The following is a 25,152-nucleotide window of genomic DNA, read 5'->3' on the forward strand; positions in this document are numbered from 1 at the left end:
GGGGAATCAGCCCACCCGGCAGGACGACGCCTCCGTCAGGGCGCGCATCACCCGGGTGTCCTCGCCCATCTCGGGGTGCCACTGGACGCCCAGGGCCCAGGCGGGGGAGGGGAGTTCGATGGCCTCGATCGTGCCGTCCGAGGCGTGGGCCGAGGGCACCAGACCGGCGCCGAGGCGGTCGACCGCCTGATGATGGTAGGTCGGGACCTCGGCCTCCTCGGCGGTGATGTCCGCGTACCGCGTGCCGGGTACCGGCTTCACCGCGTGGCGGCCGACGACGCCGGCCGCGACGACGTGGTCCTCGATGTGCTGGACGAGCGTGCCGCCGAGCGCGACGTTCAGGAGCTGCATGCCCCGGCAGATGCCGAGCAGGGGCGTGCCGGCGTCCAGCGCCGCCCGGATCAGCGCCAGCTCCCACGCGTCGCGCGCGGGCGCGGGCGGGCCGCAGCGCGGGGAGCGCTCGGCGCCGTAGCGGGCGGGGTCCACATCGGGCCCGCCCGCGATGACCAGGCCGTCGAGGCGGGCGACCGCGTCGGCGGCGTACGACGGGTCGTCCGGCGGCAGCATCGCGGCGATGCCGCCCGCCGCCTGCACGAGCCGGGGGTAGCCGACCGGCAGCAGCGCCGCCTCCAGCTCCCACACGCCCCAGCGTGCGCCGGACTCCAGATACGTACTCACACCGATCAGCGGCCTGGTCACGCCGGCTTGCTCCTTGCTCGTGGAACCTGTGGAACCTGTGGGACTCGTGGGACTGAGGGCGCCCGGGGCGCCCGTGGAACGCGGGAACCCGGTCAGTCCCGCGCCAACTCTGCCTCGGCGGCCGCCAGCGCGGCGAATTCCTCCTCCGGCGCCTTCGCCACCAGGTGCCTGCGGCTGTAGAGACCGAAGTAGGCCGCCGCCACCGCATACACGACGAGCGCGATGATCGCGGCCGTCACGTCCACCAGGAACGTCGCCACCAGCGCCGAGCACGCGAGGACGAGCGCCACCGACGAGGTCAGCACCCCGCCCGGCGTACGGTACGGCCGCTCCAGCTCCGGCTCCCGACGGCGCAGGACGATGTGCGACAGGGACATCAGCGCGTAGCTGATCGTGGCGCCGAAGACGGCGATGTTCAGCATCCGGCCGCCGTCCCCCGTGGCGGTGGCCAGCGCGAAGCCGATCGTGCCCGGCACCAGCAGGCCCAGGTAGGGCGCCTTGCGCTTGCTGGTGAGCGACAGCACGCGGGGCAGGTAGCCGGCCCGGGAGAGGGCGAACAGCTGCCGGGAGCCCGCGTAGATCAGGGAGAAGAACGAGGCGACGAGGCCGGCCAGACCGGCGTAGTTCACGAACCGGCTGAGCGCGGTGGCCTTGCCGTCCGGCTGGAGCGCCTCGACGAGCGGGTTGCCGGCGTCCTGGATGGCGGCGGACCCGCGCGCGCCGGCCGCGGCGAAGAAGGTGATCACCGCCAGCACCACGAGGACGCCCATCGACCAGCGGATCGCCTTCGGCAGCGCGCGGGCCGGGTCCTTGGTCTCCTCGGCGGCCAGCGGCACGCCCTCGACGCCCAGGAAGAACCACATGCCGAACGGGAACGCCGCCCAGATGCCGAGCAACCCCATCGGCAGCCATGAATTGGCGCCGTACGCCGAGGTGTCGACCGGGATGTCGTCGAGCGCGGCCACGCTGAAGTCGGGCAGCGCGCCCACGGCGAACACGATCAGGGCGAAGACCGCGAAGCCGGTGACGACGAAGCTCGCGATCAGCGCCTCGCCGACGCCCCACAGGTGGATGGCGATGAAGAACGCGAAGCAGAACAGATAGACCGGCCAGCTCGACGTCAGGCCGAACAGGCCCAGCGACTCGACGTAGTCGCCGATGAAGATCACGATGGCGGCCGGGGCGAGCACGTACTCGATCAGGATCGCCGTGCCGGTCAGGAAGCCGCCCCACGGGCCGAGCGCCCGGCGTGCGAAGCCGTAGCCGCCGCCCGCCGTGGGCAGGATCGCCGAGAGTTCGGCGAGGGCGAAGACCAAACAGGCGTACATGGTGCCCATCAGCACCGTGGCGATCGCCAGACCGCCGAAGCCGCCTTTCGCCAGACCGAGGTTCCAGCCGGAGAAGTCGCCGGAGACGACATAGGCGACGCCGAGGCCGGTCAGCAGTACCCAGCCGGCTCTGCCCCGGCGGAGCGTCCGGCGCTCCAGGTAGTCGTCCGCCGCATCGGCGGTGTCCGCGTCTTTCAAGGACATGGCGCTCTCCCCACTCAAAGGAATGGATCCATACCTTTGTGGGGTGGGTGGCCGAAAAGCAATACCCCTGCGTTAAGCGAGCGTAAATACGTGCTCATCGGAGGAGGCCGAGCGGCGCGGACTCGCTCATCCGAGGAAGCCGCGCAGCAGTGCCGCCGTGCCGGAGCAGTGCTCCCGCATGATCTCCCGCGCCGCCTCTGCGTCCTCGTCCAGCACGGCCTCCACCAGGGCCGTGTGCTGCTGCTGGGAGTGCTCCAGGTTGCGCACCAGCAGCGGGATGCAGTCCAGCAGGTCGTTGACGCCCGCGCGGACGGCCGCGTACTGCCCCGCCAGCGAGGGGGAGCCGGACAGCTCGGCGATGGTGAGGTGCAGAAGGGTGTCCAGGCGGCGGTAGTCGGTGAGCGGCGCGTTGTGCGTGCGGGTCAGGGCCGTCCGCAGCCGGTCGACCTCCTCGCTGGTCAGACCGTGTGCCGCGCACAGCCCCGCCGCGCCCACCTCCAGCACCTCGCGGAAGCGCAGCGTGTCCTCGACGTCGATGCCCTTCAGGCGGCGGCGCAGCTCGTCCTCGCCCGGAGTGGCCACGCGCGGCAGGACGAAGGTGCCGCCGTACCGTCCGCGCCGCGCCTCGATCAGGCCCTGGTCCTGCAGCACCTTGAGCACCTCGCGCAGCGTCACCCGGCTGATCCCGAGCCGCTCCGCCAACTCGCGTTCCGCCGGGAGCCGTTCGCCGCCCGGCACCAGGCCGAGCCGGACGACCTGGAGGATCTGCTCCAGCGCCTCCTCGAAGCCGTTGCCGGCCCGCACCGGACGCAGCACCGACGCCAGCCGGTCGTCGGCCCAGGGAGTGCCCGGTTCCGCCCCTGTCTGCGACATGTGGACGTTGCCCCTTCCCAACTAATGGTTACGGGTAATACCTTATGGCTCCCGGATGGCTGAATGCCTCCGGGGTGGCCGAAGAAGCCCCTAGGAGGCTTTCCCGTGGCAGACCGCACACCCCCGCTCACCGTCGAGGAGCTGCACGCCCTCGTCGCGGCAGGTGAGATCGACACTGTCGTCCTGGCGTTCCCCGACATGCAAGGGCGCCTCCAGGGCAAGCGGTTCGCCGCGCGCTTCTTCCTCGACGACGTGCTCGCCCATGGCACCGAGGGCTGCAACTACCTCCTTGCCGTCGACACCGAGATGAACACCGTCGACGGCTACGCGATGTCCTCCTGGGACCGCGGCTACGGCGACTTCGCCATGCACCCGGACCTGAGTACCCTGCGCCGGGTGCCGTGGAACGCGGGCACGGCGATGCTGATCGCCGACCTCGCCTGGAACGACGGCTCGCCGGTCGTCGCCGCGCCCCGCCAGATCCTGCGCCGCCAGCTGGAACGCCTCGCCGAACTGGGCTACACGGCCAACGTGGGCACCGAGCTGGAGTTCATCGTCTTCAAGGACACCTACGAGCAGGCGTGGGACGCCGGGTACAAGGGCCTGACCCCGGCGAACCAGTACAACATCGACTACTCGGTCCTCGGCACCGGCCGGATCGAGCCCCTGCTGCGGCGCATCCGCAACGAGATGGAGGCCGCCGGGCTGACCGTCGAGTCCGCCAAGGGCGAGTGCAACCCGGGCCAGCACGAGATCGTGTTCAAGTACGACGAGGCCCTGGTCACCTGCGACCAGCACGCGGTCTACAAGACCGGCGCCAAGGAGATCGCCTCGCAGGAGGGCGTCTCGCTCACCTTCATGGCGAAGTACAACGAGCGCGAGGGCAACTCCTGTCACATCCACCTCTCGCTCGCGAACGCCGACGGCACCAACGTCATGGCCGACGGCCACGACATGTCGCAGGTCATGCGCCACTTCCTGGCCGGCCAGCTCGCCGCGCTGCGCGACTTCTCGCTGCTCTACGCGCCCAACATCAACTCCTACAAGCGGTTCCAGCCGGGCTCCTTCGCGCCGACAGCTGTGGCCTGGGGGTACGACAACCGGACCTGCGCGCTGCGCGTCGTCGGCCACGGCCGCTCGATGCGCTTCGAGAACCGGCTCCCCGGCGGTGACGTCAACCCGCACCTCGCCGTCTCCGGGCTGATCGCGGCCGGGCTGTACGGCATCGAGCAGAAGCTCGAACTGCCGGAGGTGTGCACGGGCAACGCCTACGCCGCCGGGTACGACCAGGTGCCGACCACCCTCCGCGAGGCCGCCGAGCTGTGGGAGAACAGCCCCATCGCCAGGGCCGCGTTCGGCGAGGAGGTCGTCGCGCACTACGCCAACATGGCCCGCGTCGAGCTGGCCGCCTTCGACGCCGCCGTGACCGACTGGGAGCTGCGCCGATCCTTCGAACGTCTGTGAGCCCCCGCGCACGCCCTCAGCCCCCACGTACGCCCTGAAGCGCCGAGCGCATCCCCGAGCCACCGCGTCACCGGGCCCGCCCGTGACCCACCCGCCGTGAGAGGCCCCGTCTTGTCCGAGCATGAGCTGCAGGTACTGAACCCCGCCACCGAGGAGGTCGTCGCCACCGTCCCGGCCGCCACGGCGGCGGACGTCGACGCCGCCGTCACCCTGGCGGCGAAGGCCCAGCGGCAGTGGGCCGCCCTGGCTCCCGGCGACCGTGCCCGGCTGCTGCGCCGCTTCGCGGTGACCGTGGACGAGCACCTGGAGGAACTGGCGCTGCTGGAGGTCCGGGAGGCCGGACACACCCTCGGCAACGCCCGCTGGGAGGCCGGCAACGTCCGGGACCTGCTCGACTACGCGGCGGGCGGCGTGGAGCGGCTCACCGGCCGGCAGATCCCGGTGGCCGGCGGTCTCGACGTCACCATCCTCGAACCGCTCGGCGTCGTCGGTGTCATCGCCCCGTGGAACTTCCCGATGCCCATCGCGGCCTGGGGCGTCGCCCCGGCGCTCGCGGCGGGCAACGCGGTACTCCTCAAGCCCGCCGAGACGACGCCGCTCACCGCGCTGCGTCTCGCCGAGCTGGCCCGCGAGGCCGGGCTCCCCGAGGGCCTGTTCCAGGTGCTGCCCGGCCACGGCCGCGTCACCGGCAACGCCCTGGTCGAGCACCCCGGCGTCGCGAAGATCGTGTTCACCGGATCGACGGCCGTGGGCAAGCAGGTGCTGGCGAAGGGCTCGGCCCTGCTCAAGCGCGTCACCCTCGAACTCGGCGGCAAGAGCCCCAACATCGTCTTCGCCGACTCCGACCTGGAGGCCGCCGCGGCGGCCGCCCCCATGGCGTTCCTGGACAACGCCGGCCAGGACTGCTGCGCCCGGACCCGCATCCTCGTCCAGCGCTCCGCCTACGACCGCTTCCTCGACCTCCTCGCCCCCGGCATCGAGTCCGTCCGGGTCGGCGACCCGGCCGACGAGGCCACGCAGATGGGCCCGCTCATCTCCCGGGTCCAGCTGGACCGGGTCCGCGCGTACGTCGACCCGGACGCGCCCGGCATCCGCGGCAAGGCCCCCGAGGGACCCGGCTTCTGGTTCCCGCCGACCGTCCTCACCGGTGTCGGGTCCGACGCGCCGGTGGCCGCCGAGGAGGTCTTCGGCCCCGTCGCCGTCGTCCTCCCCTTCGAGGACGAGGCCGACGCGATCCGCCTCGCCAACGACACCCCCTACGGCCTGTCCGGCTCCATCTGGACCCGGGACGTCGGGCGCGCGCTGCGCGTCTCCCAGGCCGTCCGCGCGGGCAACCTGTCCGTCAACTCCCACTCCAGCGTCCGCTACTGGACCCCCTTCGGGGGCTTCAAGCAGTCCGGCATCGGCCGTGAACTCGGCCCGGACGCCCTGACCGCCTTCACCGAAACCAAGAACGTCTTCATCAGCACGGAGGGCTCCGCACAGTGACCTCAGAAAACATCTGCCGCCGCCTGGTCGGCCGCACAGCCGTCATCACCGGTGCCGGCAGCGGCATCGGCCTCGCCACCGCACGCCGGCTCGCCGCCGAGGGCGCGCACGTCGTCTGCGGCGACCTGGACGAGGCCCGCGGCAAGGCGGCCGCCGAGGAGGTCGGCGGGCTCTTCGTCAAGGTCGACGTCACCGACGCCGAGCAGGTCGACGCGCTGTTCAAGACCGCGTTCGACACCTACGGCAGCGTCGACATCGCCTTCAACAACGCGGGGATCTCGCCGCCCGACGACGACTCCATCCTGGAGACCGGACTGGAGGCGTGGAAGCGGGTCCAGGAGGTCAACCTCACCTCCGTGTACCTGTGCTGCAAGGCCGCGATCCCGTACATGCGGCGCCAGGGCAAGGGCTCGATCATCAACACCGCGTCCTTCGTGGCCCGTATGGGCGCGGCGACCTCCCAGATCTCGTACACGGCCTCCAAGGGCGGTGTGCTGGCCATGTCACGGGAGCTGGGCGTGCAGTTCGCGCGCGAGGGCATCCGTGTCAACGCGCTCTGCCCGGGACCGGTCAACACCCCGCTGCTGCAGGAGCTGTTCGCGAAGGACCCGGAGCGGGCCGCGCGCCGGCTCGTGCACATCCCGGTCGGCCGGTTCGCCGAGGCCACCGAGATCGCGGCCGCCGTGGCGTTCCTCGCCAGCGACGACTCGTCGTTCGTCAACGCCACCGACTTCCTGGTCGACGGCGGTATCTCGGGCGCGTACGTCACCCCGCTCTAGGCGCCCTTCGCACAGCACACCGGGCGGGACCGGAACACCGGTCCCGCCCGGTGTGATTAAAGTGCCGGGATGAGCAGTTCGCCGCCGCCCGGCTGGTACCGCGACCCGTCCTACCCGCTCACCGAACGCTGGTGGGACGGGACCGCGTGGACCGACCACCGGCGCCAGCCGGAGCAGCCCGTGCCGCCGGTGCTCCCGCCGGGACCGCCCGCGCGCGGGGGCCTCGGCCGCACCGGGTTCGTGGCCCTGGCAGCCGCCGGTGCCGTCCTGGTCGCCGGGGCGGTCACGGGCGGCGTCCTCCTGCTCGGCGGCGACGGGGACGGCGAGGACGGCGGCCGGGAGACGAGGAGCGCGACCACCTCACCGACCTCCGGCCCCGACGGCAGCCCCACCCCGACGAAGCCCGCCGACGCGTCGCCCACCGGCGACCCGGACGTCGTCACCGACGACCTCAACGGCATCACGTTCCCCGTCCCCGACGGCTGGGAGAACGGCGACGGATCGGCCGAGGACGACGCGGTCCTCGTCACGGACGACGGCCTCTACGACTGCCCCGGCGACAACGGCCTGTGCCGCCGCGGCACGGTCGTCTCCCGGACCGTCACCGGCAGCGCCGAGACCTCCCCGAAGGTCCTCGCCGAGAACGACATCGAGGACGCGGCCGACGACGCCTACGACCGCGACGGACTCGACCGGCGCCCCTACGACGGCATCACCGGCCACGAGGTCGTCGGCTCCGGCTCGGTCGCCGTCGCGGGCCGCGCCGGCTACTACGTGCGCTGGCGCGTGACGACCGGGGCCGGACCCGGCGGGTACGTCCAGTCCCTCGTCTTCCCGTCCAGCAGCGGCTCCGAGGCCCCGGTCCTCGTCCGGTTCGCCCTCGACGCGGGCGAGGACGGCCCGCCGCTCGACGACATCGACGAGATCGTCGAGGGCATCCGCGCGGTGGGCGACGCGGGCGAGGACACGGACAAGGGCACAGGCTCCGGGACGGGCGGGGGAGTGGGCAGCAGCCTCGGCCCCTCCTGAGCCCGCCCGGGGCTCCCGCCGCCCCCGGCTACAGGAACGTGTGGCCCTCGCCGCGGTACGTCGGCACGGCCGCCGTCACCTCGTCGCCCTCGACCAGGTGCAGCACGTCGAACCGCTCGCACAGTTCGCCGGCCTTGGCGTGCCGGAACCACACCTTGTCGCCGAGCAGCAGGTCGTCGGCGGGCGCCCCCAGCAGCGGTGTCTGCACCTCGCCCGGACCCTCCTGCGGGTCGTACCTCAGCCCCTCGGGCAGGTACGGCACGGGGAGCCGGTCGGGGCCGGGCGCGCCGGAGGCCGGGTAGCCGCCGCCCAGGACCGTCACGACCCCGACACCGGGACGCCGTACGACGGGCATCGCGAACAGCGCGGCCGGACGCCCGCTGAACGACGTGTAGTTGTCGAAGAGACGCGGCACGTAGAGCCCGGAACCGGCGCCGATCTCGGTCACCGAGTCCTCCGCCGCCGTGTGCTGCACACTGCCCGTGCCGCCGCCGTTCACGAACTCCAGGTCCGGGGCCACCCGCCGTACCGCACGCACCACTTCGGCCCGCCGCGCGGCCAGCTCCTTCTTCGCGGTGGCCTGCATCAGCCGGATGGCACGCGACCGCAGCGGCCGCCCCGCCACCGCGTCGCCCACACCGGCGATATGACCCTCGTACGCCATGATCCCGACCAGCTTGAACCCCGGGCGCTCCGCGATCGCGCGGGCCATGTCGGCCACCTGCGCGGGGGAGTGCAGCGGGGAGCGCAGTGCCCCGACCCGCACCCGGCCGCCGAGCAGCTTCAGCGAGGTGTCCAACTCCAGGCAGACCCGCACCACTTCGGTGCCGCCGCGCCGGGCGTCGTCGATCAGCTGGAGCTGGGCGGGGTCGTCGACCATGACGGTCACGGCGGCGGCCAGCTTGGGGTCGCCCGCCAGTTCGGCGAAGGCATCGTGGTCGGCCGACGGGTAGGCGAGGAGCACGTCCTCGAATCCGGAGCGGGCCAGCCACAGGGACTCGGCGAGGGTGAACGACATGATGCCCTCGAAGCCGTCCCGGGCCAGGACCCTCTCCAGCAGGGCCCGGCAGCGAACGGACTTGCTCGCGACGCGGATCGGCTTGCCGCCGGCCCTGCGCCGGAGGTCGTCGGCGTTCGCGTCGAACGCGTCGAGGTCGACGATCGCCAGAGGGGCGTCGAGATGAGCTGTGGCCCGGTCGTACCGGGCCCGGTCGGCGGCGCGCGCAGTCATGCACGAAGCCTGCCAGACATGATTACCGCAGGGTAGGGGGACGTTCCGGGCAGAAGCCACGGGCCGGCGGACTGGTTCCCGTTCCACGGGGCCCAGCCCGTAGAGTGACGCGCACGCAGGGACGACCTCGACGGGGATGCCGATCCGCTGCCGCGGGTATGGCTTGCCCGTGGTGACGACGGCTGCCGGCGGGCGTGTCCCGGTTATGCGTGACGACCGCTCCCCACGGGCGGTCGGACGCCCGGACGACCTCCGGGTCGCACGGGACGAGGAAACGGGGGGTGCATGAGCACGGAAGCACGTCGTGCCTCCATCCCCCCGCGCCCACCGGTCCCGCCCCGCCCGTCCATACCGCCGGACCACGAGCCGACGGCCACGCCACCGGCCGCACCGCCGAACACTCCGCCCCGGCCTCCGTCGAGGGAACCCGGGTCCGACGGCCGGGCCACGGACACGAGTCCGTCGGCCCCGGGCACCTCCGCCCCGACCGCACGTCCGCAGGGCACGACCACGCGCGCGTCCGGCTCCGGCTCCCCGTTCCGGCCCGGCCCGACGGGGGGCTCCCCGGTCCCCCCGCCCCGCCCGGACCGCGCGCCGTCGGCCGGGAACGGCCCGACCGTGCCCCGCCGCCCGCAGCGGCCCCCCGTGACGCCCGCCCGGCCCGGCACTCCGCCCCGCCCGTCCTCGGCGCCCGCGCCGACGCCCGACGCGCTCCGGGACGGACGACGCCCCGGCACGGCGGACACCCCGAACACCCCGGACAGCGAACGGAGTTCAGCCGACGCGCCCAGGTCCTCCGGTCCGCACGGCACCGCCCCGACCCGTCCGCACGACGCCGCCCCGACGGCTCGTCAGAACGACGCCGCCCCGACGACCCGTCAGAACGGCTTCCCGCGAGGCTCCCGGCGGCCGGCCGGCCATGGCCCCGTGCGCGGCTCCGGCGCGGCGCCCGGGCCCGACCCCGTACGGGGGCCGGGCGAGGCGGCCGCGGGCCCGGATGCCGCCCGGGGTGCCGACCGGGCCAGGCCCGGCCGCACCTCGGCGCGCGGCACCGACGGACGGCCGGGCGGGCCGAGCCCGGCGCGCGACGCCGCCCAGTCGGCCGACCGGAGCCCCGCCCGTGACGCCGCCGCGGACGGCGGCACCGCCCCGCGTCGCGGCGAGCACCCGCGGTTCTCCGACTTCCGGCGCACCACCGGCCAGAACGGCGGCACCCCGGCCACCCCGCCGCCCCCGGCCGCCTCCGCCCGTTTCCCGGACGCCCCGCCCCCGGCGTGGACCCGCTTCCTGAACACGCCTCCGGCCGCTCCGACACGTTTCCCGGACGCCCCGCCCGTAGCCTCGGCCCGTTTTCCCGACGGCCCCCCGTCCGCCGGCCGCCGGGAGGACGGCCCGCCCCCGGCCTCGGCCCGCTTCCCCGACGCACCGCCGTCGACACGAGACACCACACGGCGGACGGCTCCCGCGCGCCCCTCCGGTCCCGCGGCGTCCCCGGGTTCCGCACGGCCCTCCGGCCCCGCCCCGTCCTCCGGCTCCGCACGGCTCCCGGGCGGGCGGGCCGCCGACCCGGCCCCGGCTGCCGACGCATTTCCCGGCCGCGCGCCCCGGCCTTCCGGCCCTCCCGCCGACGGCGCGCCCCCTCGCTCCTCCGGCCCGTCCTCCGACGCCGCGGGCACCCGGCGGGCCGCCGGCGCCTCCGCCGGCGGGGCACCACCGCGCTCGTCCGGCGACGCGCCCACCCGGCAGGTGGGCTCCTTCACCGACGGCGCGCCCCCTCGCTCCTCCGGCCCGTCGGCCTCCCGCGACGGTGTGACGGCATCCGGCGGTGCCGTCCCGCCCTCCGGCCCACCCCCCGCCGCGCCACCGCTTCGCCGTCCCCTGCCCGAGGAGCGGGGCCCCGAGGGCACTCCGCACCCGCGGCCCCTCACACCCGAGCGCCCCGGCACCTGGCAGCCCCCGTCGGGTTCGTCCCGGCGCTCCGCCGAAGCCCTCGACGGCGTCCTCGGTACGCCCCCCGGGCGGCCCTACGTGACGTTCGCCCAGCCCGACACCTCGCCGTGGACCCCGCCGGAGCCGTACGGCGCACAGCCCCGCAAGCCCCGGCCCACCGCGGCGCGGGCCGCCGCCGTGGCGCTGTGCGTGGTGCTCGGCGCCGGGCTCATCGGCGGAGCGGCGGCCGGGAGCTGGCTCACCGGCGACTCCGGGACCGAGGGCTCCCGTGACACGTTCGCGGTCGCCGGACAGCTGTGGCACGGCGTACCCGTCGACGAACTGTTCCCGCCCACCGTGCGGGGCGAGGGCGCCGGACCCGGCGGCACCGACCGCATCTGGACCCGGATCGCCGTCGCCCCCGACAGCGGCTGCGCGGACGCCTTCGACCCCCTCCTGCGCAAGGTCCTCGCCCCCGTCGGCTGCCTGCGCCTGCTGCGCGCCACCTACACCGACGCGACCAGCAGCAACGTCACCACCGTCGGCCTGATGTTCACCAAGTCCGACGCCGCCGCCATGGCCGCCCTCAGGAACCGCTTCGCGAAGGACGGACTCGACCGCCGCACCGACCTGATGCCGCGGCCGTACGCCGCCGAGGACACCGCGGCGGCCGGCTTCGGCGACGACCAGCGGGCCTCCTGGACGGTCTCCGTCCTCACCGACGTCCCCGTCGTCGTCTACGCCGTCTCCGGTTTCGCCGACGGCCGTACCGTCACCGAACCCCAGCCCGCAGAGGACGCGATGAAGGCCGGCGCCACCACCGCCCCCGCCCAGTCCGGTCTCGGCCACGAGGCGAAGGGCCTCGCCGACCGCATCGAACGCGGTCTGCGCGCGACCGCCGCGTCCGCCACGGAGCAGCCTTCATGAACACCGGTGAACCCGGGACCACCAGGACCCCCGCGACGGCGCGGGACACCGGACAGCCCGCGACGCCCGCCCGTCCCGGACCCCGGGCCCGGCGCCCGCGCCTGGCCCTGCTCAGCATCCCCCTCGCCGCCTCCCTGGCCCTCCTGCCGTCCACCGCCGCGCACGCCGACGGCATCCGGGACCAGCAGTGGGCGCTGGACGCGATGCACACCCAGGAGGCGTGGCGGACCACCAAGGGGGCGGGCATCACCGTCGCGGTGCTCGACACCGGCGTGGACGACGAGCACCCCGACCTGGCCGGCAACATCCTGCCGACGAAGGACATGGTCGGCTTCGGCGCCTCGCGCGGCGACCGGCCGTGGGCCCGGCACGGCACCGCCATGGCCGGGATCATCGCCGGACACGGACACGGCGTGAACGACGCCGACGGCGTCCTCGGCATCGCGCCCGAGGCGAAGATCCTCCCCGTCCGCGTCATCCTGGAGGACAAGGACCCGGCCCGCTCCAAGGCCCGCAGCACCCGGGGCAACGCCCTCGCCGAAGGCATCCGCTGGGCCGCCGACCAGGACGTCGACGTCATCAACCTCTCCCTCGGCGACGACTCCGAGTCCGCGCACCCGGAACCCTCCGAGGACGCCGCCGTCCAGTACGCCCTGTCGAAGGGCTCGATCGTCGTCGCCTCGGCCGGCAACGGCGGCGCGAAGGGCGACCACATCTCCTACCCGGCCGCCTATCCGGGAGTGATCGCGGTGGCCGCCGTCGACGAGGACGGCGACCGCGCCCCGTTCTCCACCCGCCGCTGGTACGCCACCGTCAGCGCCCCCGGCGTCGACGTCGTCATCGCCGACCCGGACCGCAAGTACTACGAGGGCTGGGGCACCAGCGCCGCCGCGGCCTTCGTCTCCGGTGCCGCCGCCCTCGTCAAGGCGGCCCACCCGAGCCTGACCCCCGCCCAGGTCAAACGTCTCCTGGAGGACACCGCCCGCGAGGCCCCCGTCGGCGGCCGCGACGACTCCCGCGGGTTCGGCTTCGTCGACCCGGCGGCCGCCATCCGCGAGGGCGCCGCGCTCACCTCCGACGACCTCAAGACCGCGTCGTACGGCGGCAAGTACTTCGGTTCCGGGCCGGACCCGGTGGAGAAGGAGGACCCGACGGCCGGCTGGGTCGCCCCCGCCGCCGGCGGACTCGGAGCGTTCCTGCTGGTCGTCGCCGTGATGGTGTGGCGGGGACGCGGTCGCGGCCGGCCCGACGAGTACGTGGTCTGACCCCGGCGCCTACGAGGTGCCGCCCGCACCCGCCCCGGCCCCGCCCGCCGCACCCGCCCCGCCCGTTGCGTCCTCGAACACGGAGACGGCCGCCCGTGCCGCCGCCTCCACCAGCGAGATCCCCTTCGCCTTCGTGGTGTTGCCGTGCGACACCACCGCGACCAGGCGGGCCCGGCCGTCCACCATCACCCGGCCGATGCTGTTGATCACCCACAGCCCGGTGGCGGTACGCGGCAACCAGCCGTTCTTCAGAGCGAACCCGGACCCCGTGACCCCGCCCGACGCCGCCGCCGACACGCCCCAGTCCTGCCCCTGGGCGATGCCTCCCATCAGCTGCTGGACGTACGCCCGCGAGGCCGCGCTCAGCTCCGAGGTGGCGTCGTCACCGAACACCTGCTGGAGCAGGATGAGCTGATCGGCCGCCGTGGTCCGGGTGAGGCCCCAGTACAGGCCGTCGCCGCCCTCGGTGTCCGTCAGCCCGAACCGCTCGTTCGCGGCGTCGAGGCCGTCCGCCTGCCCGACGGCCTTCCACAGGGCCGTCGCGGACGCGTTGTCGCTGTCCCGGATCATCGCGGAGGCGTACGTCCGCTCCTGCGCGGTGAGGTGCCGGTCCGCGTCCTGGGCCCGCAGCAGCAGGGCCGCCAGGATGTCCGCCTTGACGATGCTCGCGGTCTCGAAGCGCGCGTCCCCGTACCGGGCCGACTCCCCGGACGCCATGTCCAGCACCGCCACCGACACGGCCGCCCCGTCCTCGACGGTCACCTCCGCCAGCGCCGTCGCGAGCAGCGCGTCGTGGTCCACCGCGGGCGCCGCGACAGGTTCCACCGAAGCCTCCTCAGCGACCGTGTCCGCCTCCGGCACGGCCGAGGCGGAGGCCGTCGCCGTCACCGGCGATGACGCCGACGACGATACGGCGGAACCCGCGCCGTCCAGGGCCCGGGCCCTCATGTACACCGACCCGGCGGCCGTGCCGCCGACCAGGACGAGGGCGGCGAGCGCGAGGTGCGGGAGCGGACGGCGCACGGCGCGGCGACGCACGGCAGGGCGGGCGCGGCGACGGTCTCGGCGACGGGCTCGGAAGGACGGCATGCCGCGATGGTTCTGTGCCGCGCTGTGCGTGTGGTGAGCCGGTTGTTAAATCCCGGTCAGGGAGAGCTGAGAAAACCGTGAGGGAGGTGACCGCCGTGTTTCCGGCCTGCCGGACGCCCGGCGGACCTGCCCCGATAGGGTCGACGACCGTGGCGAACAAGAACATCCCCGACCCCGGCTTCTCCGACGACGACGGTTCCGCGGACCCCCGGCTGAGCGCCGCGCTCGCCGCCTGGGCCGAGGACCGGACGGCCGTGGGCCCCGTCCTCGAAGCCCTCGGGGGAGCCCGGCTGCTCGTGCCCGTCGTGGCCGTGCTCGGCGAGGTCGAGACGGACGAGAACGGGCTGCGCCGCGAGAAGACCAGCGACATGGCCGTCCCCACCCTGAAGGCCGGCGGCCGCACCGCCCTGCCCGCCTTCACCTCCACCGACTCCCTGGCCCGCTGGGACCCCGCCGCCCGCCCCGTCGCCGTGCCCCTGCACCAGGCCCTGCGGGCCGCCGTGCACGAGCAGGCCGACACGATCGTCCTCGACCTCGCGGGGCCCGTCCCCTACGAGCTGACCGGCCCGGCCCTGCGCGCGCTCGCCGAGGGGCGCACCAGCACCGACCCGCTCGCCGACCCCGCCGTCCGTGACGCGGTACGGTCCGCCGTCGCCGCCGAGCCGGCCGTGCTCCGGGCCCACCTCGGCCCCGGACAGGCCGACGGCACCCTCGCCCTCGTCCTCGACCCGTCCGCGGACCCGGCCGGGGCCGCACGGTCCGTGGCGGGCCGCCTCGCCGCCGACGAGACACTGCGGGCCCGCCTGGTCCGCGGCCTCGACCTGGCACTGCTGCCGGCCGGGGCGACGCCACCGGGCGAGCCCTTGTACGTTCGGGAGTAGCGGTCGGGCACCGGTGCCCGTACCCGCGCTCGTCCCAGGCGCGGGCACCGGGGGACGGGTTCTAGCCGTAGACCGGGCCCGTGTACTTCTCGCCCGGCCCCTGGCCCGGCTCGTCCGGGACGACGGACGCCTCGCGGAACGCCAGCTGCAGCGACTTCAGACCGTCGCGCAGCGGTGCCGCGTGGAAGGAGCTGATCTCGGTCGCGGACGCGTCCAGCAGACCGGCGAGGGCGGAGACCAGCTTGCGGGCCTCGTCCAGGTCCTTGTACTTGTCGCCCTCCTCCGTCAGGCCGAGCTTCACCGCGGCGGCGCTCATCAGGTTGACGGCGACCGTCACGATCACCTCGACCGCGGGGACCTCGGCGATGTCGCGGGTCATCGAGTCGAAGTCGGGGTTCTCAGGAGGGGTCTCACTCATGCCCCACACGATAGGCCCCGGCGCGTACGCCCCGACCTGCGGGAGGCCGCCGCACCTCGATTGGCACGCCGGGTTTCAACCCGGTATGGTTGTGTCAACGACCGGCTGGACACTTGTGTGCCCGGCCCGCAAGTGGAGGCTCCGAACTCCCACCTGACCGCCCTCCGGGACGGCAGGTCACCCGGTCAGACGGCCACCACCGTTCCGTACGGACGGTGGAGCCGTCCGATATTGCGCCCCGCGGGACACCGCGGCGGTGCTCCGGCAGTACATGGAGCCCCGCCTGTGTCCCGTCCGGGGCATTTTTTATGGCCTCTGACGGTTGGTCTCTATGTCAACCAGACATAACACGGCGGTCCGCCAGACCGGCGTGTGGTGCTACCGAGGAGGATCCATCAGCACCGAGCCCCGCATCAACGACCGGATTCGCGTTCCCGAAGTGCGACTTGTCGGTCCCAGCGGCGAGCAGGTCGGGATTGTTCCGCTTGCCAAGGCCCTGGAGCTTGCACAGGAGTACGACCTCGACCTGGTCGAGGTGGCGGCGAGCGCGCGCCCGCCGGTCTGCAAGCTCATGGACTACGGGAAGTTCAAGTACGAGTCGGCCATGAAGGCCCGTGAGGCGCGCAAGAACCAGGCGCACACGGTCATCAAGGAAATGAAGCTCCGGCCGAAGATCGACCCGCACGACTACGACACCAAAAAGGGTCACGTCGTCCGGTTCCTCAAGCAGGGCGACAAGGTCAAGATCACGATCATGTTCCGTGGTCGCGAGCAGTCCCGGCCCGAGCTGGGCTACCGACTGCTGCAGCGTCTCGCCTCGGACGTCGAGGATCTCGGGTTCGTCGAGTCGAACCCGAAGCAGGACGGCCGAAACATGATCATGGTTCTCGGTCCGCACAAGAAGAAGACCGAGGCGATGGCCGAGGCCCGTCAGGCGCAGGAAGCACGGAAGGCGGAAGCGAAGGCCAACCCTGGCAAGTCGCAGAACGCCGCCGAGCAGACCGACGCCGGAGAGTCCGACGTGGAACACGTCGAGACGGTGCCGGCCGAGGAGCCTGCGGAGGCGTAAGTCCCCGGGACGCGAGTCCGGGGGAAGCCCTGGACACCCGTCCAGGGTGTCAACCGAAAGAAATGACGTTCCGTCGTGCCCGGTTTCGCGACCGGGCACCGGAGCGCCACTGACGAGGAGAGAACGGCGCTATGCCGAAGAACAAGTCGCACAGCGGTGCCAGCAAGCGCTTCAAGATCACCGGCTCCGGCAAGGTGCTCCGTGAGCGCGCCGGCAAGCGCCACCTGCTCGAGCACAAGTCGTCCCGCGTGACGCGCCGCCTCACCGGCACCGCCGAGATGGCCCCGGGCGACGCCGCGAAGATCAAGAAGCTTCTCGGCAAGTGACGCGGCGGCGCCTGACCGGCTGACCGGCCGGTCGCAGCGCGCCGTACGTACGTCAGGACCGGGACCCCATCGATTTCGGGTCGTGTGACGACAACCACGGCCCCGCTACAAGGAGTAAAAAGTGGCACGCGTCAAGCGGGCAGTCAACGCCCACAAGAAGCGCCGGGCGATCCTCGAGGCGGCCTCCGGCTACCGCGGTCAGCGTTCGCGCCTGTACCGCAAGGCCAAGGAGCAGGTCACCCACTCGCTGGTCTACAACTACAACGACCGCAAGAAGCGCAAGGGCGACTTCCGTCAGCTGTGGATCCAGCGCATCAACGCTGCGGCCCGCCAGAACGGCATGACGTACAACCGCCTCATCCAGGGTCTGAAGGCCGCGAACATCGAGGTCGACCGCAAGATCCTCGCCGAGCTGGCCGTCAACGACGCCACGGCGTTCTCCGCGCTGGTCGAGGTCGCGCAGAAGGCGCTGCCGGCGGACGTGAACGCGCCCAAGGCGGCGTGACGCTCGCGCTGGCCTCAGCCGTGTGAGATGTGGCCCGGACCCGCAGGTGCTTGCCGCCTGCGGGTCCGGGTGTTTTGTAGGTGCGTTTTCGGGTGCGGGTCCGGTGGGGCTTCTCGCGCAGTTCCCCGCGCCCCTAAAAGCATCAGGCCCCTGCGGGCCTGAAAGCCCAGGCCCTGCGGGCCTGAAAGCGACGGCTGCGGGCCTGAAAAGCGCGGGGCGCAGCCCCTGCTCTTCAGGGGCGCGGGGAACTGCGCGACCAGCCCCCACCGGACCCGCAGTCGCCGACCCACCGAACCCCCCGAGCTCTCCGACCCAAGACCCAAAAGGTGACCCATGCCCACCCCCGAGTTGATCTCCCCCCGGTCCGCCCGCGTCACCGCGGCCCGCCGGCTCGCGAGGCGGAACTTCCGGGGGAAGGACCGCCTGTTCCTGGCGGAGGGCCCGCAGGCCGTACGGGAGGCCGCCGGCCACGGAGACACCCTGGTCGAGCTGTTCGCGACCGCCGAGGCCGCGGAGCGCTACGCCGACATCGTGAGCGAGGCCCACGCGGCCGGCGCCCGCGTGCACCTCGCCGACGAGACCGTCGTCGCCGACATCTCCACCACCGTCACCCCGCAGGGCCTCGTCGGGGTCTGCCGGTTCCTCGACACCCCGTTCGCGGAGATCCTCGCCGCCCGCCCGAGGCTCGTCGCCGTCCTCGCCCACGTCCGCGACCCCGGCAACGCCGGCACCGTACTGCGCTGCGCCGACGCCGCCGGGGCGGAGGCGGTCGTACTCACCGACGCCTCCGTCGACCTCTACAACCCCAAGGCCGTACGCGCCTCGGTCGGGTCGCTGTTCCATCTGCCCGTCGCCGTCGGCGTGCCCGTGGAGGAGGCCGTGGCGGGGCTCAGGGACGCCGGGGTGCGGATCCTCGCCGCCGACGGCGCGGGCGAGGACGACCTCGACGCGGAGCTCGACAAGGGGACGATGGGCGGGCCCACGGCGTGGGTGTTCGGCAACGAGGCGTGGGGGCTGCCCGAGGAGACCCGGGAGCTGGCCGACGCCGTCGTACGGGTGCCGATCCACGGAAAGGCGGAAAGCCTGAACCTCGCGACCGCCGCCGCCGTATGTCTCTACGCGTCCGCCCGTGCACAGCGCGCCTTCGGAGGGTGCCGCACCGTCACGCCCAGCTAGTAGGGTGACGGGCTCGGGGGCCCACTGCACAACGCGAGAGGTGGGGTACGGGGATGAGGGTCGGCACGAGCGGCACACGGGAGGCACGGGACGTGCTCGCCCCGACGGCGGCCCGGCACGATGATCTCGCCGAGCTGGGCATCGACCCCGACGACCTCCCCGACGGCCTGGTCGTGGCCGACGAGAACGGCCGCGTGATCTGTTTCAACGCCGCCGCCGCACGGATCACCGCCACCCCGGCCGCCGAGGCCCTCGGCCGCCCCCTGGAACGGGCCCTGCCCCTGGAGGACCTCGAAGGCCGCCGCTGGTGGCAGCTGACCGACCCGTACGGAGGGCTCGCCATCCGCGTCGGGCAGCCCGAGCGGAACCTGCTGCTGCCCGGCGCGCGCGAGATCCTCGTCTCGGCCCGCTACCTGCGTACCGGGCCGACCGGACCCGTGCGCCGGGTGGTCGTCTCCCTGCGCGACACCGAGGCCCGGCGCCGCACCGAGCGCAGCCATGCCGAGCTGATCGCCACCGTCGCCCACGAGCTGCGGTCGCCGCTCACCTCGGTCAAGGGGTTCACCGCCACCCTGCTGGCGAAGTGGGAGCGGTTCACGGACGACCAGAAGAAGCTGATGCTGGAGACCGTGGACGCCGACGCCAACCGGGTCACCCGGCTCATCGCCGAGCTGCTGGACATCTCACGGATCGACTCCGGGCGGCTCGAAGTGCGCAGGCAGCCCGTCGACATCGGCGCGGCCGTCGGGCGGCACATCCAGGCCTACGTCGCCGCCGGGCAGCCCGCCGACCGGTTCCTGCTGCGGATCGGGCAGCCGCTCCCCGACCTGTGGGCCGACCCCGACAAGATCGACCAGGTGCTGAGCAACCTGCTGGAAAATGCGGTGCGGCACGGCGAGGGAACGGTCACGATTGACGTCACGCCCACGGCGTCCCCCCGCGAGGGGGAGGACACAGGAACGTCGGTCACGGTGAGCGACGAGGGCAGCGGCATCCCGGAGGAGTCCATGAACCGCGTCTTCACCCGCTTCTGGCGGGGCAGCAAGCGCGGCGGCACCGGCCTCGGGCTGTACATCGTCAAGGGCATCGTCGAAGCCCACGGCGGCACCATCACCGTCGGACGCGCCCCGCTCGGCGGCGCCGAGTTCCGATTTACGTTGCCCGTGAGCGCTCCGGCCTACCTGGCCTGAGCAGCCTGCGGGCGCATCCGGACACCACCACCCCGTTAGACTCGGCCTTTGGCACCTTTGTGTCCTGCACACGGCCCTGAGCGCCGGTCACGGGGACCTTCAGTCAGCCAATCGGAAGCACGGGAAGAGATGTCGGCACCGAATAAGTCGTACGACCCGGTAGAGGTCGAGGCCTTGAAACCGGAAGAGATCGAGCGCATGCGGGACGAGGCGCTCGCCGCCTTCGCCGCCGCGGACTCCCTCGAAGCGCTCCAGGAGGCCAAGGTCGCCCACACCGGCGGCACCTCCCCGCTGTCCCTCGCCAACCGCGAGATCGGCGCACTGCCCCCGCAGGCCAAGGCCGCCGCCGGCAAGCTGGTCGGCCAGGCGCGGGGCGCGGTGAACAAGGGACTCGCCGCCCGCCAGGTCGAGCTGGAGGCCGAGCGCGACGCCCGGGTACTGGTCGAGGAGGCGGTGGACGTCACCCTGCCGTACGACCGCGTACCGGCCGGCGCCCGCCACCCCCTCACCACCCTGTCGGAGCGCATCGAGGACGTCTTCGTGGCCATGGGCTACGAAGTCGCCGAGGGCCCCCAGGTCGAGGCCGAGTGGTTCAACTTCGACGCCCTCAACATCGGCCCGGACCACCCGGCCCGCGGAGAGGCCGACACCTTCTTCGTGCGGACGGAGTCCCATGGCGGCTCCGCCGCGGGCTCGGGCGGCACCGAGTCCGGCGTCGTGCTGCGCACGCACACCTCGCCCGTGCAGATCCGCTCGCTGCTCGACCGTGAGCTGCCGGTGTACGTGATCTGCCCCGGCGTCGTGTACCGCACCGACGAGCTGGACGCCACGCACACCCCGGTCTTCCGCCAGGTCGAGCTGCTGGCCGTCGACGAGGGCCTGACCATGGCCGACCTCAAGGGCACCATGGACCACATGGTCCAGGCCCTGTTCGGCGAGGGCATGAAGACCCGGCTGCGGCCGAACTTCTTCCCGTTCACCGAGCCGTCCGCCGAGATGGACATGGTCTGCTACGTCTGCCGCGGCGAGTCCGTCGGCAACCCCGACCGCCCCTGCCGCACCTGCTCCTCCGAGGGCTGGATCGAGCTGGGCGGCTGCGGCATGGTCAACCCCAAGGTGCTCACCGCCTGCGGTGTCGACCCCGAGAAGTACAGCGGCTTCGCCTTCGGGTTCGGCATCGAACGGATGCTGATGTTCCGCCACAACGTCGAAGACATGCGAGACATGGTCGAGGGTGACGTCCGGTTCACCCGGCCGTTCGGGATGGAGATCTGATGCGCGTCCCGCTTTCCTGGCTGCGGGAGTACGTCGACCTGCCCGCCACCCAGACCGGCCGTGACGTCCAGGCCAAGCTCATCTCCGCCGGTCTGGAGGTCGAGACGGTCGAACAGCTCGGCGACGGCCTCAAGGGCCCCCTCGTCGTCGGCCAGGTGCTGACCATCGAGGAACTGACGGAGTTCAAGAAGCCCATCCGCTTCTGCACCGTCGACGTCGGCACCGCCAACGGCACCGGCGAGCCCCAGGAGATCGTCTGCGGCGCCCGCAACTTCGCCGTCGGCGACAAGGTCGTGGTCGTCCTGCCCGGCGCCGAACTGCCCGGCGGATTCGCCATCTCCGCCCGCAAGACCTACGGCCGCAACTCGCACGGCATGATCTGCTCCAGCGACGAGCTGGGCATGGGCGACGACGGCACCAAGGGCATCATCGTGCTGCCGCCGGAGACCGAGGTCGGCAAGGACGCCATCGAGCTGCTGGAACTCGTCGACGAGGTCCTCGACATCGCCGTCACCGCCAACCGCGGCGACTGCCTGTCGATCCGGGGCGTCGCCCGCGAGACCGCCATCGCCTACGGCCTGCCGCTGCGCGACCCGGCGCTCCTCGACGTCCCCGGCCCGAACGCGTTCGGCCACCCCGTCCAGGTCTCCGACCCGCTCGGCTGCGACCGCTTCACCGCCCGCACCGTCACGGGTCTCGACCCCGAGGCGCGCTCCCCGATCTGGCTCAAGCGCCGGCTGCAGAAGGTCGGCATGCGCCCGATCTCCCTCGCCGTCGACGTCACGAACTACGTGATGATGGAGCTGGGCCAGCCGCTGCACGCCTACGACCGCTCCCTCGTCCAGGGCACCATCGGCGTGCGCCGGGCCGAGGAGGGCGAGAAGATCGTCACCCTCGACGGTGTCACGCGGAAGCTGCACGCCGAGGACCTGGTGATCACCGACGAGCGCGGCCCCATCGGCCTCGCCGGGGTCATGGGCGGCGCCGACACCGAGATCGCCGACCACGATGCCGTCGAGAACGGCGGGAACGCCTCCAGCGACGTCGTCATCGAGGCCGCCCACTTCGACCAGGTCGCCATCGCGCGCACGGCCCGCCGGCACAAGCTGTCGTCGGAGGCGTCCCGCCGCTTCGAGCGCGGCGTCGACCCGCTGGCCGCGCCCGCCGCAGCCCAGCGCACCGTCGACCTGCTGGTGCTCCTCGCGGGCGGCACGGCCGACGCGGGCGTCACCGAGGCGGTCACCCCGTCCGCGCCGCACACCATCACCGTCCCTGCGGACCACCCCGACAAGGTCGCGGGCGTCCACTACGGGCGTGAGACCGTCGTCCGCCGCCTCCAGGAGGTCGGCTGCGACGTGTACGGGACGGACGACCTGATCGTCACCGTGCCGTCCTGGCGGCCCGACCTCGCCGAGGTCAACGACCTCGCCGAGGAGGTCATCCGCCTGGAGGGCTACGAGAACCTGCCCTCCACCCTGCCCAAGCCACCCTCGGGCCGCGGCCTGACCCACCGGCAGCGGCTGCACCGCCGGGTCGGCCGCGCGCTGGCCGGCGCCGGGTACGTCGAGGCGCCGAACTACCCGTTCATCGGCGAGCAGGTCTTCGACCAGCTCGGTCTGGACGCCGACGACCCGGCCCGCCGTGTCGTCAGGCTCACCAACCCGCTCAACGACGAGGAGCCCGCGCTCCGCACCTCGCTGCTGCCGGGCCTGCTGGGCGCGCTGCGGCGCAACGACGGCCGGGGCACGCACGACCTCGCCCTGTTCGAGACCGGGCTGGTGTTCCTCCCGCGTGCCGAGCAGCGCGTCGCCGTCGCGCCGCCGGTCGACCGCCGGCCCACCGACGACGAGATCGCGGCGCTGAACGCCGCGCTGCCCGAGCAGCCGCGCCATGTCGCCGTGGTCGTCGCCGGGGCCCGTGAGCAGGCCGGCTGGTGGGGCCGGGGCCGTCCGGCCGACTGGGCCGACACCGTCGAGGCGGGCCGCGCCGTCGCCCGCGAGGCCGGTGCCGAACTGATCGTCCGCAAGGGCCAGTACGGTCCCTGGCACCCGGGCCGCTGCGCCGAGCTCGTGATCGTGGCGGACGGCACCGAGCGGGTCGTCGGTCACGCCGGTGAGCTGCACCCCCGGGTGATCAAGGCGCTCGGGCTGCCGGCCCGCACCGCCGCGATGGAGCTCGACCTGGATGCCGTGGAGCAGGCGGGGAACACCACCCCGCAGGCGCCGCGCATCTCCTCGTTCCCGGTGGCCACGCAGGACGTCGCGCTCGTGGTCGACGCGTTCGTGCCGCACGCCGACGTGGAGGCCGCGCTGCGCGAGGGGGCGGGCGAGCTGCTGGAGGGCATCCGGCTGTTCGACGTCTACGAGAACGCGGAGCAGCTCGGTGACGGGCGGAAGTCCCTGGCGTACGCGCTGCGGTTCCGTGCCGAGGACCGGACGCTGACCGTGGACGAGGCCACGGCGGCCCGGGACGCGGCGGTCGCCCTCGCGGGCGAGCGCACGGGCGCGGTGCTGCGCAGCTAGGGCCTGTCGTTTGGATCATGCCGGCTTCGGGCACAGTGTCTGATGACTGCCGGTGAGCGGGACTTGGTGCGTGCAGCTGCAAGGCGGAGGAAGGCGTCGACGCGGAGCGTCGGCAACTGACGACAACGCCGCAGATGGGCGTGCCAAGCCCCGCGGCCCAGGCGTGATCCAAACGACGGGCCCTGGGGCCCCGCCCCGCACCCCTGTTCCCCGCGTGCCCGGACGGATGCTCGGCCATCCGTCCGGGGACGCCCGGGGGCACCTCACTCGTTCGGGTGAGAATCAGGGGTGGGCACCCCAGTCGGGGCGGGCAGTGGACAGAATCGGACCGGCCTCTCTGGGGCCTACGCGCTGTCCGGGCCTGATGGGGGGCCAACGGCATGATTCGAGTCAGGGCTGGGCTTCCCCGCAGGACATGGTCCCGGGGACGCGGGCCGTTCGGCCGGCGGTCCCCCCGTGTCGGGGTCCGGATCGCCGGCGGTGCCGTGTGCCTCGCGGCCGGTACCGGACTGCTGCTGCACGTCGGGCGGGTGCTGTTGCGGGAGACGCGGCAGGCCCGCGAGGCCGCGGCCGCCGTGCGCGGCGCTCTGCTGAGGCCGCTGCCCGCGCGGATCGACGGACTGGCCACCGCCGCCGCGCTGCTCTCCGCCGACCGGGGCGCGAGGGTCGGCGGCGACCTGTACGAGGTGATCCCGACCGAGCACGGCGTCCGGGTGGTGATGGGCGACGTACGGGGACACGGAGTCGCCGCCATCGGCACCGTCGCCGCCGTGCTGGCCGGCTTCCGTGAGGCCGCCCACGACGAGGCCGAGCTGACCGGGGTCCTCTCCCGCCTCGACCGCGCCCTCGCCCGGCACCTGCGGGACCGCGACCGCGCCCGTCCCGGGAACACCGCGAGCACCGGGGACACCGAGGACGCCGAGGACTTCGTGACCGTCCTCCTCCTGGAGATCGCCCCCGACGGCGCCCTCCACGCCCTCAACTGCGGGCATCCCTGGCCGTACCTGCTCGGCGTCGGCCGCGCGACACCGGTCGCCCGCGCGGATCCCATGCCCCCGCTCGGACTCTTCCCGCTGCCCGCCGAACTACCGGTCACCGCCTGCGGCCGACTGCTCCCGGGCGAGGCCCTGTTCCTGCACACGGACGGTGTGGAGGACGCCAGGGACGGCCAGGGCCGCTTCTTCCCCCTGGCCGCCGCGCTGACGGAAGCCGTACGAGGCCGCCCCGTCCCGCCCCGGGCGGTACTCCGCTCCGTCTTCACGCAGCTCCTGCGTCACGCCGGGGGACGGCCCAAGGACGACATCGCGATGCTGGTCCTCCGCAACGACCGTGTACGCACGGCGGTTCTCAGGGGCGCGGGGCTGCATACATCCGCGGCTTCGCCGGGGGGCGCGACCAGCCACCTATGGTCCGCGCCCGACACCCCACCGGTCGCCCCCGCCCCGTAGCCGCGCCGTTCCGCCCGGCAGGGCCACCGCACTGTAC

21 protein-coding genes are annotated in these 25,152 nt (G+C 73.3%); 15 read left to right on the forward strand and 6 right to left on the reverse strand.

All coding sequences use genetic code 11. From position 1 onward, the window contains the following. Positions 1 to 6: 6 nt before the first annotated feature. The 3 genes from SCAB_RS35335 to SCAB_RS35345 form a co-directional block, all read right to left on the reverse strand. Positions 7 to 699, reverse strand: a complete 693-nt coding sequence (locus SCAB_RS35335) for a gamma-glutamyl-gamma-aminobutyrate hydrolase family protein (protein WP_013004907.1) — start codon at positions 697 to 699, stop codon at positions 7 to 9. Between the two features lie 92 nt (positions 700 to 791). Further along, positions 792 to 2,231, reverse strand: a complete 1,440-nt coding sequence (gene eat, locus SCAB_RS35340; RefSeq protein ID WP_013004908.1) for an ethanolamine permease — start codon at positions 2,229 to 2,231, stop codon at positions 792 to 794. 126 nt (positions 2,232 to 2,357) lie between these two features. Further along, positions 2,358 to 3,104: a FadR/GntR family transcriptional regulator gene (locus SCAB_RS35345; RefSeq protein WP_013004909.1), complete on the reverse strand. Its 747-nt coding sequence runs from the start codon at positions 3,102 to 3,104 to the stop codon at positions 2,358 to 2,360. 105 nt (positions 3,105 to 3,209) lie between these two features. On the opposite strand from SCAB_RS35345, the gene SCAB_RS35350 reads away from it, so the two are divergent. The 4 genes from SCAB_RS35350 to SCAB_RS35365 all read left to right on the forward strand — a co-directional run bounded on the left by SCAB_RS35350 (position 3,210) and on the right by SCAB_RS35365 (position 7,864). Then, positions 3,210 to 4,568, forward strand: a complete 1,359-nt coding sequence (locus SCAB_RS35350; RefSeq protein WP_013004910.1) for a glutamine synthetase family protein — start codon at positions 3,210 to 3,212, stop codon at positions 4,566 to 4,568. Between the two features lie 111 nt (positions 4,569 to 4,679). Then, positions 4,680 to 6,056, forward strand: a complete 1,377-nt coding sequence (locus SCAB_RS35355) for an aldehyde dehydrogenase family protein (RefSeq protein ID WP_013004911.1) — start codon at positions 4,680 to 4,682, stop codon at positions 6,054 to 6,056. After that, entirely contained in the window at positions 6,053 to 6,835 is a 783-nt protein-coding gene (locus tag SCAB_RS35360) for a 3-oxoacyl-ACP reductase (RefSeq protein WP_013004912.1), read from the forward strand. Before SCAB_RS35355 ends, SCAB_RS35360 begins: the two co-directional genes overlap by 4 nt. A gap of 69 nt (positions 6,836 to 6,904) precedes the next feature. After that, positions 6,905 to 7,864, forward strand: coding sequence for a DUF2510 domain-containing protein (locus tag SCAB_RS35365; RefSeq protein ID WP_013004913.1), 960 nt, complete (start codon positions 6,905 to 6,907; stop codon positions 7,862 to 7,864). 28 nt (positions 7,865 to 7,892) lie between these two features. On the opposite strand, the gene SCAB_RS35370 is transcribed toward SCAB_RS35365, so the two are convergent. Further along, the gene (locus SCAB_RS35370) at positions 7,893 to 9,095 is read right to left on the reverse strand and encodes an amino acid deaminase/aldolase (protein WP_013004914.1); all 1,203 of its coding nucleotides are present in this window, start codon (positions 9,093 to 9,095) and stop codon (positions 7,893 to 7,895) included. 645 nt (positions 9,096 to 9,740) lie between these two features. Here SCAB_RS35370 and SCAB_RS48760 point away from each other — a divergent pair. Both SCAB_RS48760 and mycP read left to right on the forward strand, forming a co-directional pair. Then, the gene (locus SCAB_RS48760) at positions 9,741 to 11,951 is read left to right on the forward strand and encodes a hypothetical protein (RefSeq protein WP_231885166.1); all 2,211 of its coding nucleotides are present in this window, start codon (positions 9,741 to 9,743) and stop codon (positions 11,949 to 11,951) included. After that, positions 11,948 to 13,216 carry a type VII secretion-associated serine protease mycosin gene (gene mycP / locus SCAB_RS35380; protein WP_013004916.1) on the forward strand — a complete coding sequence of 423 codons (1,269 nt, stop codon included), beginning with the start codon at positions 11,948 to 11,950 and terminating at the stop codon, positions 13,214 to 13,216. Before SCAB_RS48760 ends, mycP begins: the two co-directional genes overlap by 4 nt. A 9-nt stretch (positions 13,217 to 13,225) precedes the next feature. On the opposite strand, the gene SCAB_RS35385 is transcribed toward mycP, so the two are convergent. After that, positions 13,226 to 14,305 carry a serine hydrolase gene (locus SCAB_RS35385; RefSeq protein ID WP_173402935.1) on the reverse strand — a complete coding sequence of 360 codons (1,080 nt, stop codon included), beginning with the start codon at positions 14,303 to 14,305 and terminating at the stop codon, positions 13,226 to 13,228. A gap of 149 nt (positions 14,306 to 14,454) precedes the next feature. On the opposite strand from SCAB_RS35385, the gene SCAB_RS35390 reads away from it, so the two are divergent. Then, positions 14,455 to 15,186, forward strand: a complete 732-nt coding sequence (locus SCAB_RS35390; RefSeq protein ID WP_013004918.1) for an SseB family protein — start codon at positions 14,455 to 14,457, stop codon at positions 15,184 to 15,186. A gap of 61 nt (positions 15,187 to 15,247) precedes the next feature. Here the strand turns inward: SCAB_RS35390 and SCAB_RS35395 are convergent, their stop codons facing one another. Further along, complete coding sequence (locus SCAB_RS35395) at positions 15,248 to 15,604, reverse strand: DUF1844 domain-containing protein (protein WP_013004919.1); 357 nt, start codon at positions 15,602 to 15,604, stop codon at positions 15,248 to 15,250. A 370-nt stretch (positions 15,605 to 15,974) separates the two neighbouring features. Between SCAB_RS35395 and infC the strand changes: the two genes are divergently transcribed. The 8 genes from infC (at position 15,975) to SCAB_RS35435 (ending at position 25,115) form a co-directional block, all read left to right on the forward strand. Next, entirely contained in the window at positions 15,975 to 16,673 is a 699-nt protein-coding gene (gene infC / locus SCAB_RS35400) for a translation initiation factor IF-3 (RefSeq protein WP_013004920.1), read from the forward strand. 131 nt (positions 16,674 to 16,804) lie between these two features. After that, complete coding sequence (gene rpmI, locus SCAB_RS35405; RefSeq protein WP_006374321.1) at positions 16,805 to 16,999, forward strand: 50S ribosomal protein L35; 195 nt, start codon at positions 16,805 to 16,807, stop codon at positions 16,997 to 16,999. Positions 17,000 to 17,120: 121 nt separating this feature from the next. Further along, the gene (gene rplT, locus SCAB_RS35410; RefSeq protein WP_005485307.1) at positions 17,121 to 17,504 is read left to right on the forward strand and encodes a 50S ribosomal protein L20; all 384 of its coding nucleotides are present in this window, start codon (positions 17,121 to 17,123) and stop codon (positions 17,502 to 17,504) included. Positions 17,505 to 17,837: 333 nt separating this feature from the next. After that, on the forward strand, positions 17,838 to 18,680 hold the full coding sequence (locus SCAB_RS35415; RefSeq protein ID WP_013004921.1) for a TrmH family RNA methyltransferase: 843 nt from the start codon (positions 17,838 to 17,840) through the stop codon (positions 18,678 to 18,680). A gap of 53 nt (positions 18,681 to 18,733) precedes the next feature. Beyond that, the gene (locus tag SCAB_RS35420) at positions 18,734 to 19,870 is read left to right on the forward strand and encodes a sensor histidine kinase (RefSeq protein WP_013004922.1); all 1,137 of its coding nucleotides are present in this window, start codon (positions 18,734 to 18,736) and stop codon (positions 19,868 to 19,870) included. A 129-nt stretch (positions 19,871 to 19,999) separates the two neighbouring features. Continuing rightward, the gene (pheS, locus tag SCAB_RS35425; RefSeq protein ID WP_013004923.1) at positions 20,000 to 21,145 is read left to right on the forward strand and encodes a phenylalanine--tRNA ligase subunit alpha; all 1,146 of its coding nucleotides are present in this window, start codon (positions 20,000 to 20,002) and stop codon (positions 21,143 to 21,145) included. Beyond that, a complete protein-coding gene (gene pheT / locus SCAB_RS35430) occupies positions 21,145 to 23,667 on the forward strand; it encodes a phenylalanine--tRNA ligase subunit beta (RefSeq protein WP_013004924.1) in 2,523 nt (840 codons plus the stop codon). Before pheS ends, pheT begins: the two co-directional genes overlap by 1 nt. A 485-nt stretch (positions 23,668 to 24,152) precedes the next feature. After that, positions 24,153 to 25,115 (forward strand): PP2C family protein-serine/threonine phosphatase, encoded by a 963-nt coding sequence (locus SCAB_RS35435; protein ID WP_013004925.1) that lies wholly within the window; start codon positions 24,153 to 24,155, stop codon positions 25,113 to 25,115. The last annotated feature ends 37 nt before the right edge of the window (positions 25,116 to 25,152 follow it).

The organism is Streptomyces scabiei 87.22 (assembly GCF_000091305.1).
GTDB classification, from domain to species: domain Bacteria; phylum Actinomycetota; class Actinomycetes; order Streptomycetales; family Streptomycetaceae; genus Streptomyces; species Streptomyces scabiei.

Coding starts and splice junctions, on each gene's coding strand:
- eat (WP_013004908.1), bottom strand. CDS start 2,231: ATGTCCTTGAAAGACGCGGACACCGCCGATGCGGCGGACGACTACCTG.
- SCAB_RS35345 (WP_013004909.1), bottom strand. CDS start 3,104: ATGTCGCAGACAGGGGCGGAACCGGGCACTCCCTGGGCCGACGACCGG.
- SCAB_RS35365 (WP_013004913.1), top strand. CDS start 6,905: ATGAGCAGTTCGCCGCCGCCCGGCTGGTACCGCGACCCGTCCTACCCG.
- SCAB_RS35370 (WP_013004914.1), bottom strand. CDS start 9,095: ATGACTGCGCGCGCCGCCGACCGGGCCCGGTACGACCGGGCCACAGCT.
- mycP (WP_013004916.1), top strand. CDS start 11,948: ATGAACACCGGTGAACCCGGGACCACCAGGACCCCCGCGACGGCGCGG.
- SCAB_RS35385 (WP_173402935.1), bottom strand. CDS start 14,305: ATGCCGTCCTTCCGAGCCCGTCGCCGAGACCGTCGCCGCGCCCGCCCT.
- SCAB_RS35395 (WP_013004919.1), bottom strand. CDS start 15,604: ATGAGTGAGACCCCTCCTGAGAACCCCGACTTCGACTCGATGACCCGC.
- rpmI (WP_006374321.1), top strand. CDS start 16,805: ATGCCGAAGAACAAGTCGCACAGCGGTGCCAGCAAGCGCTTCAAGATC.
- SCAB_RS35415 (WP_013004921.1), top strand. CDS start 17,838: ATGCCCACCCCCGAGTTGATCTCCCCCCGGTCCGCCCGCGTCACCGCG.
- SCAB_RS35420 (WP_013004922.1), top strand. CDS start 18,734: ATGAGGGTCGGCACGAGCGGCACACGGGAGGCACGGGACGTGCTCGCC.
- pheS (WP_013004923.1), top strand. CDS start 20,000: ATGTCGGCACCGAATAAGTCGTACGACCCGGTAGAGGTCGAGGCCTTG.
- pheT (WP_013004924.1), top strand. CDS start 21,145: ATGCGCGTCCCGCTTTCCTGGCTGCGGGAGTACGTCGACCTGCCCGCC.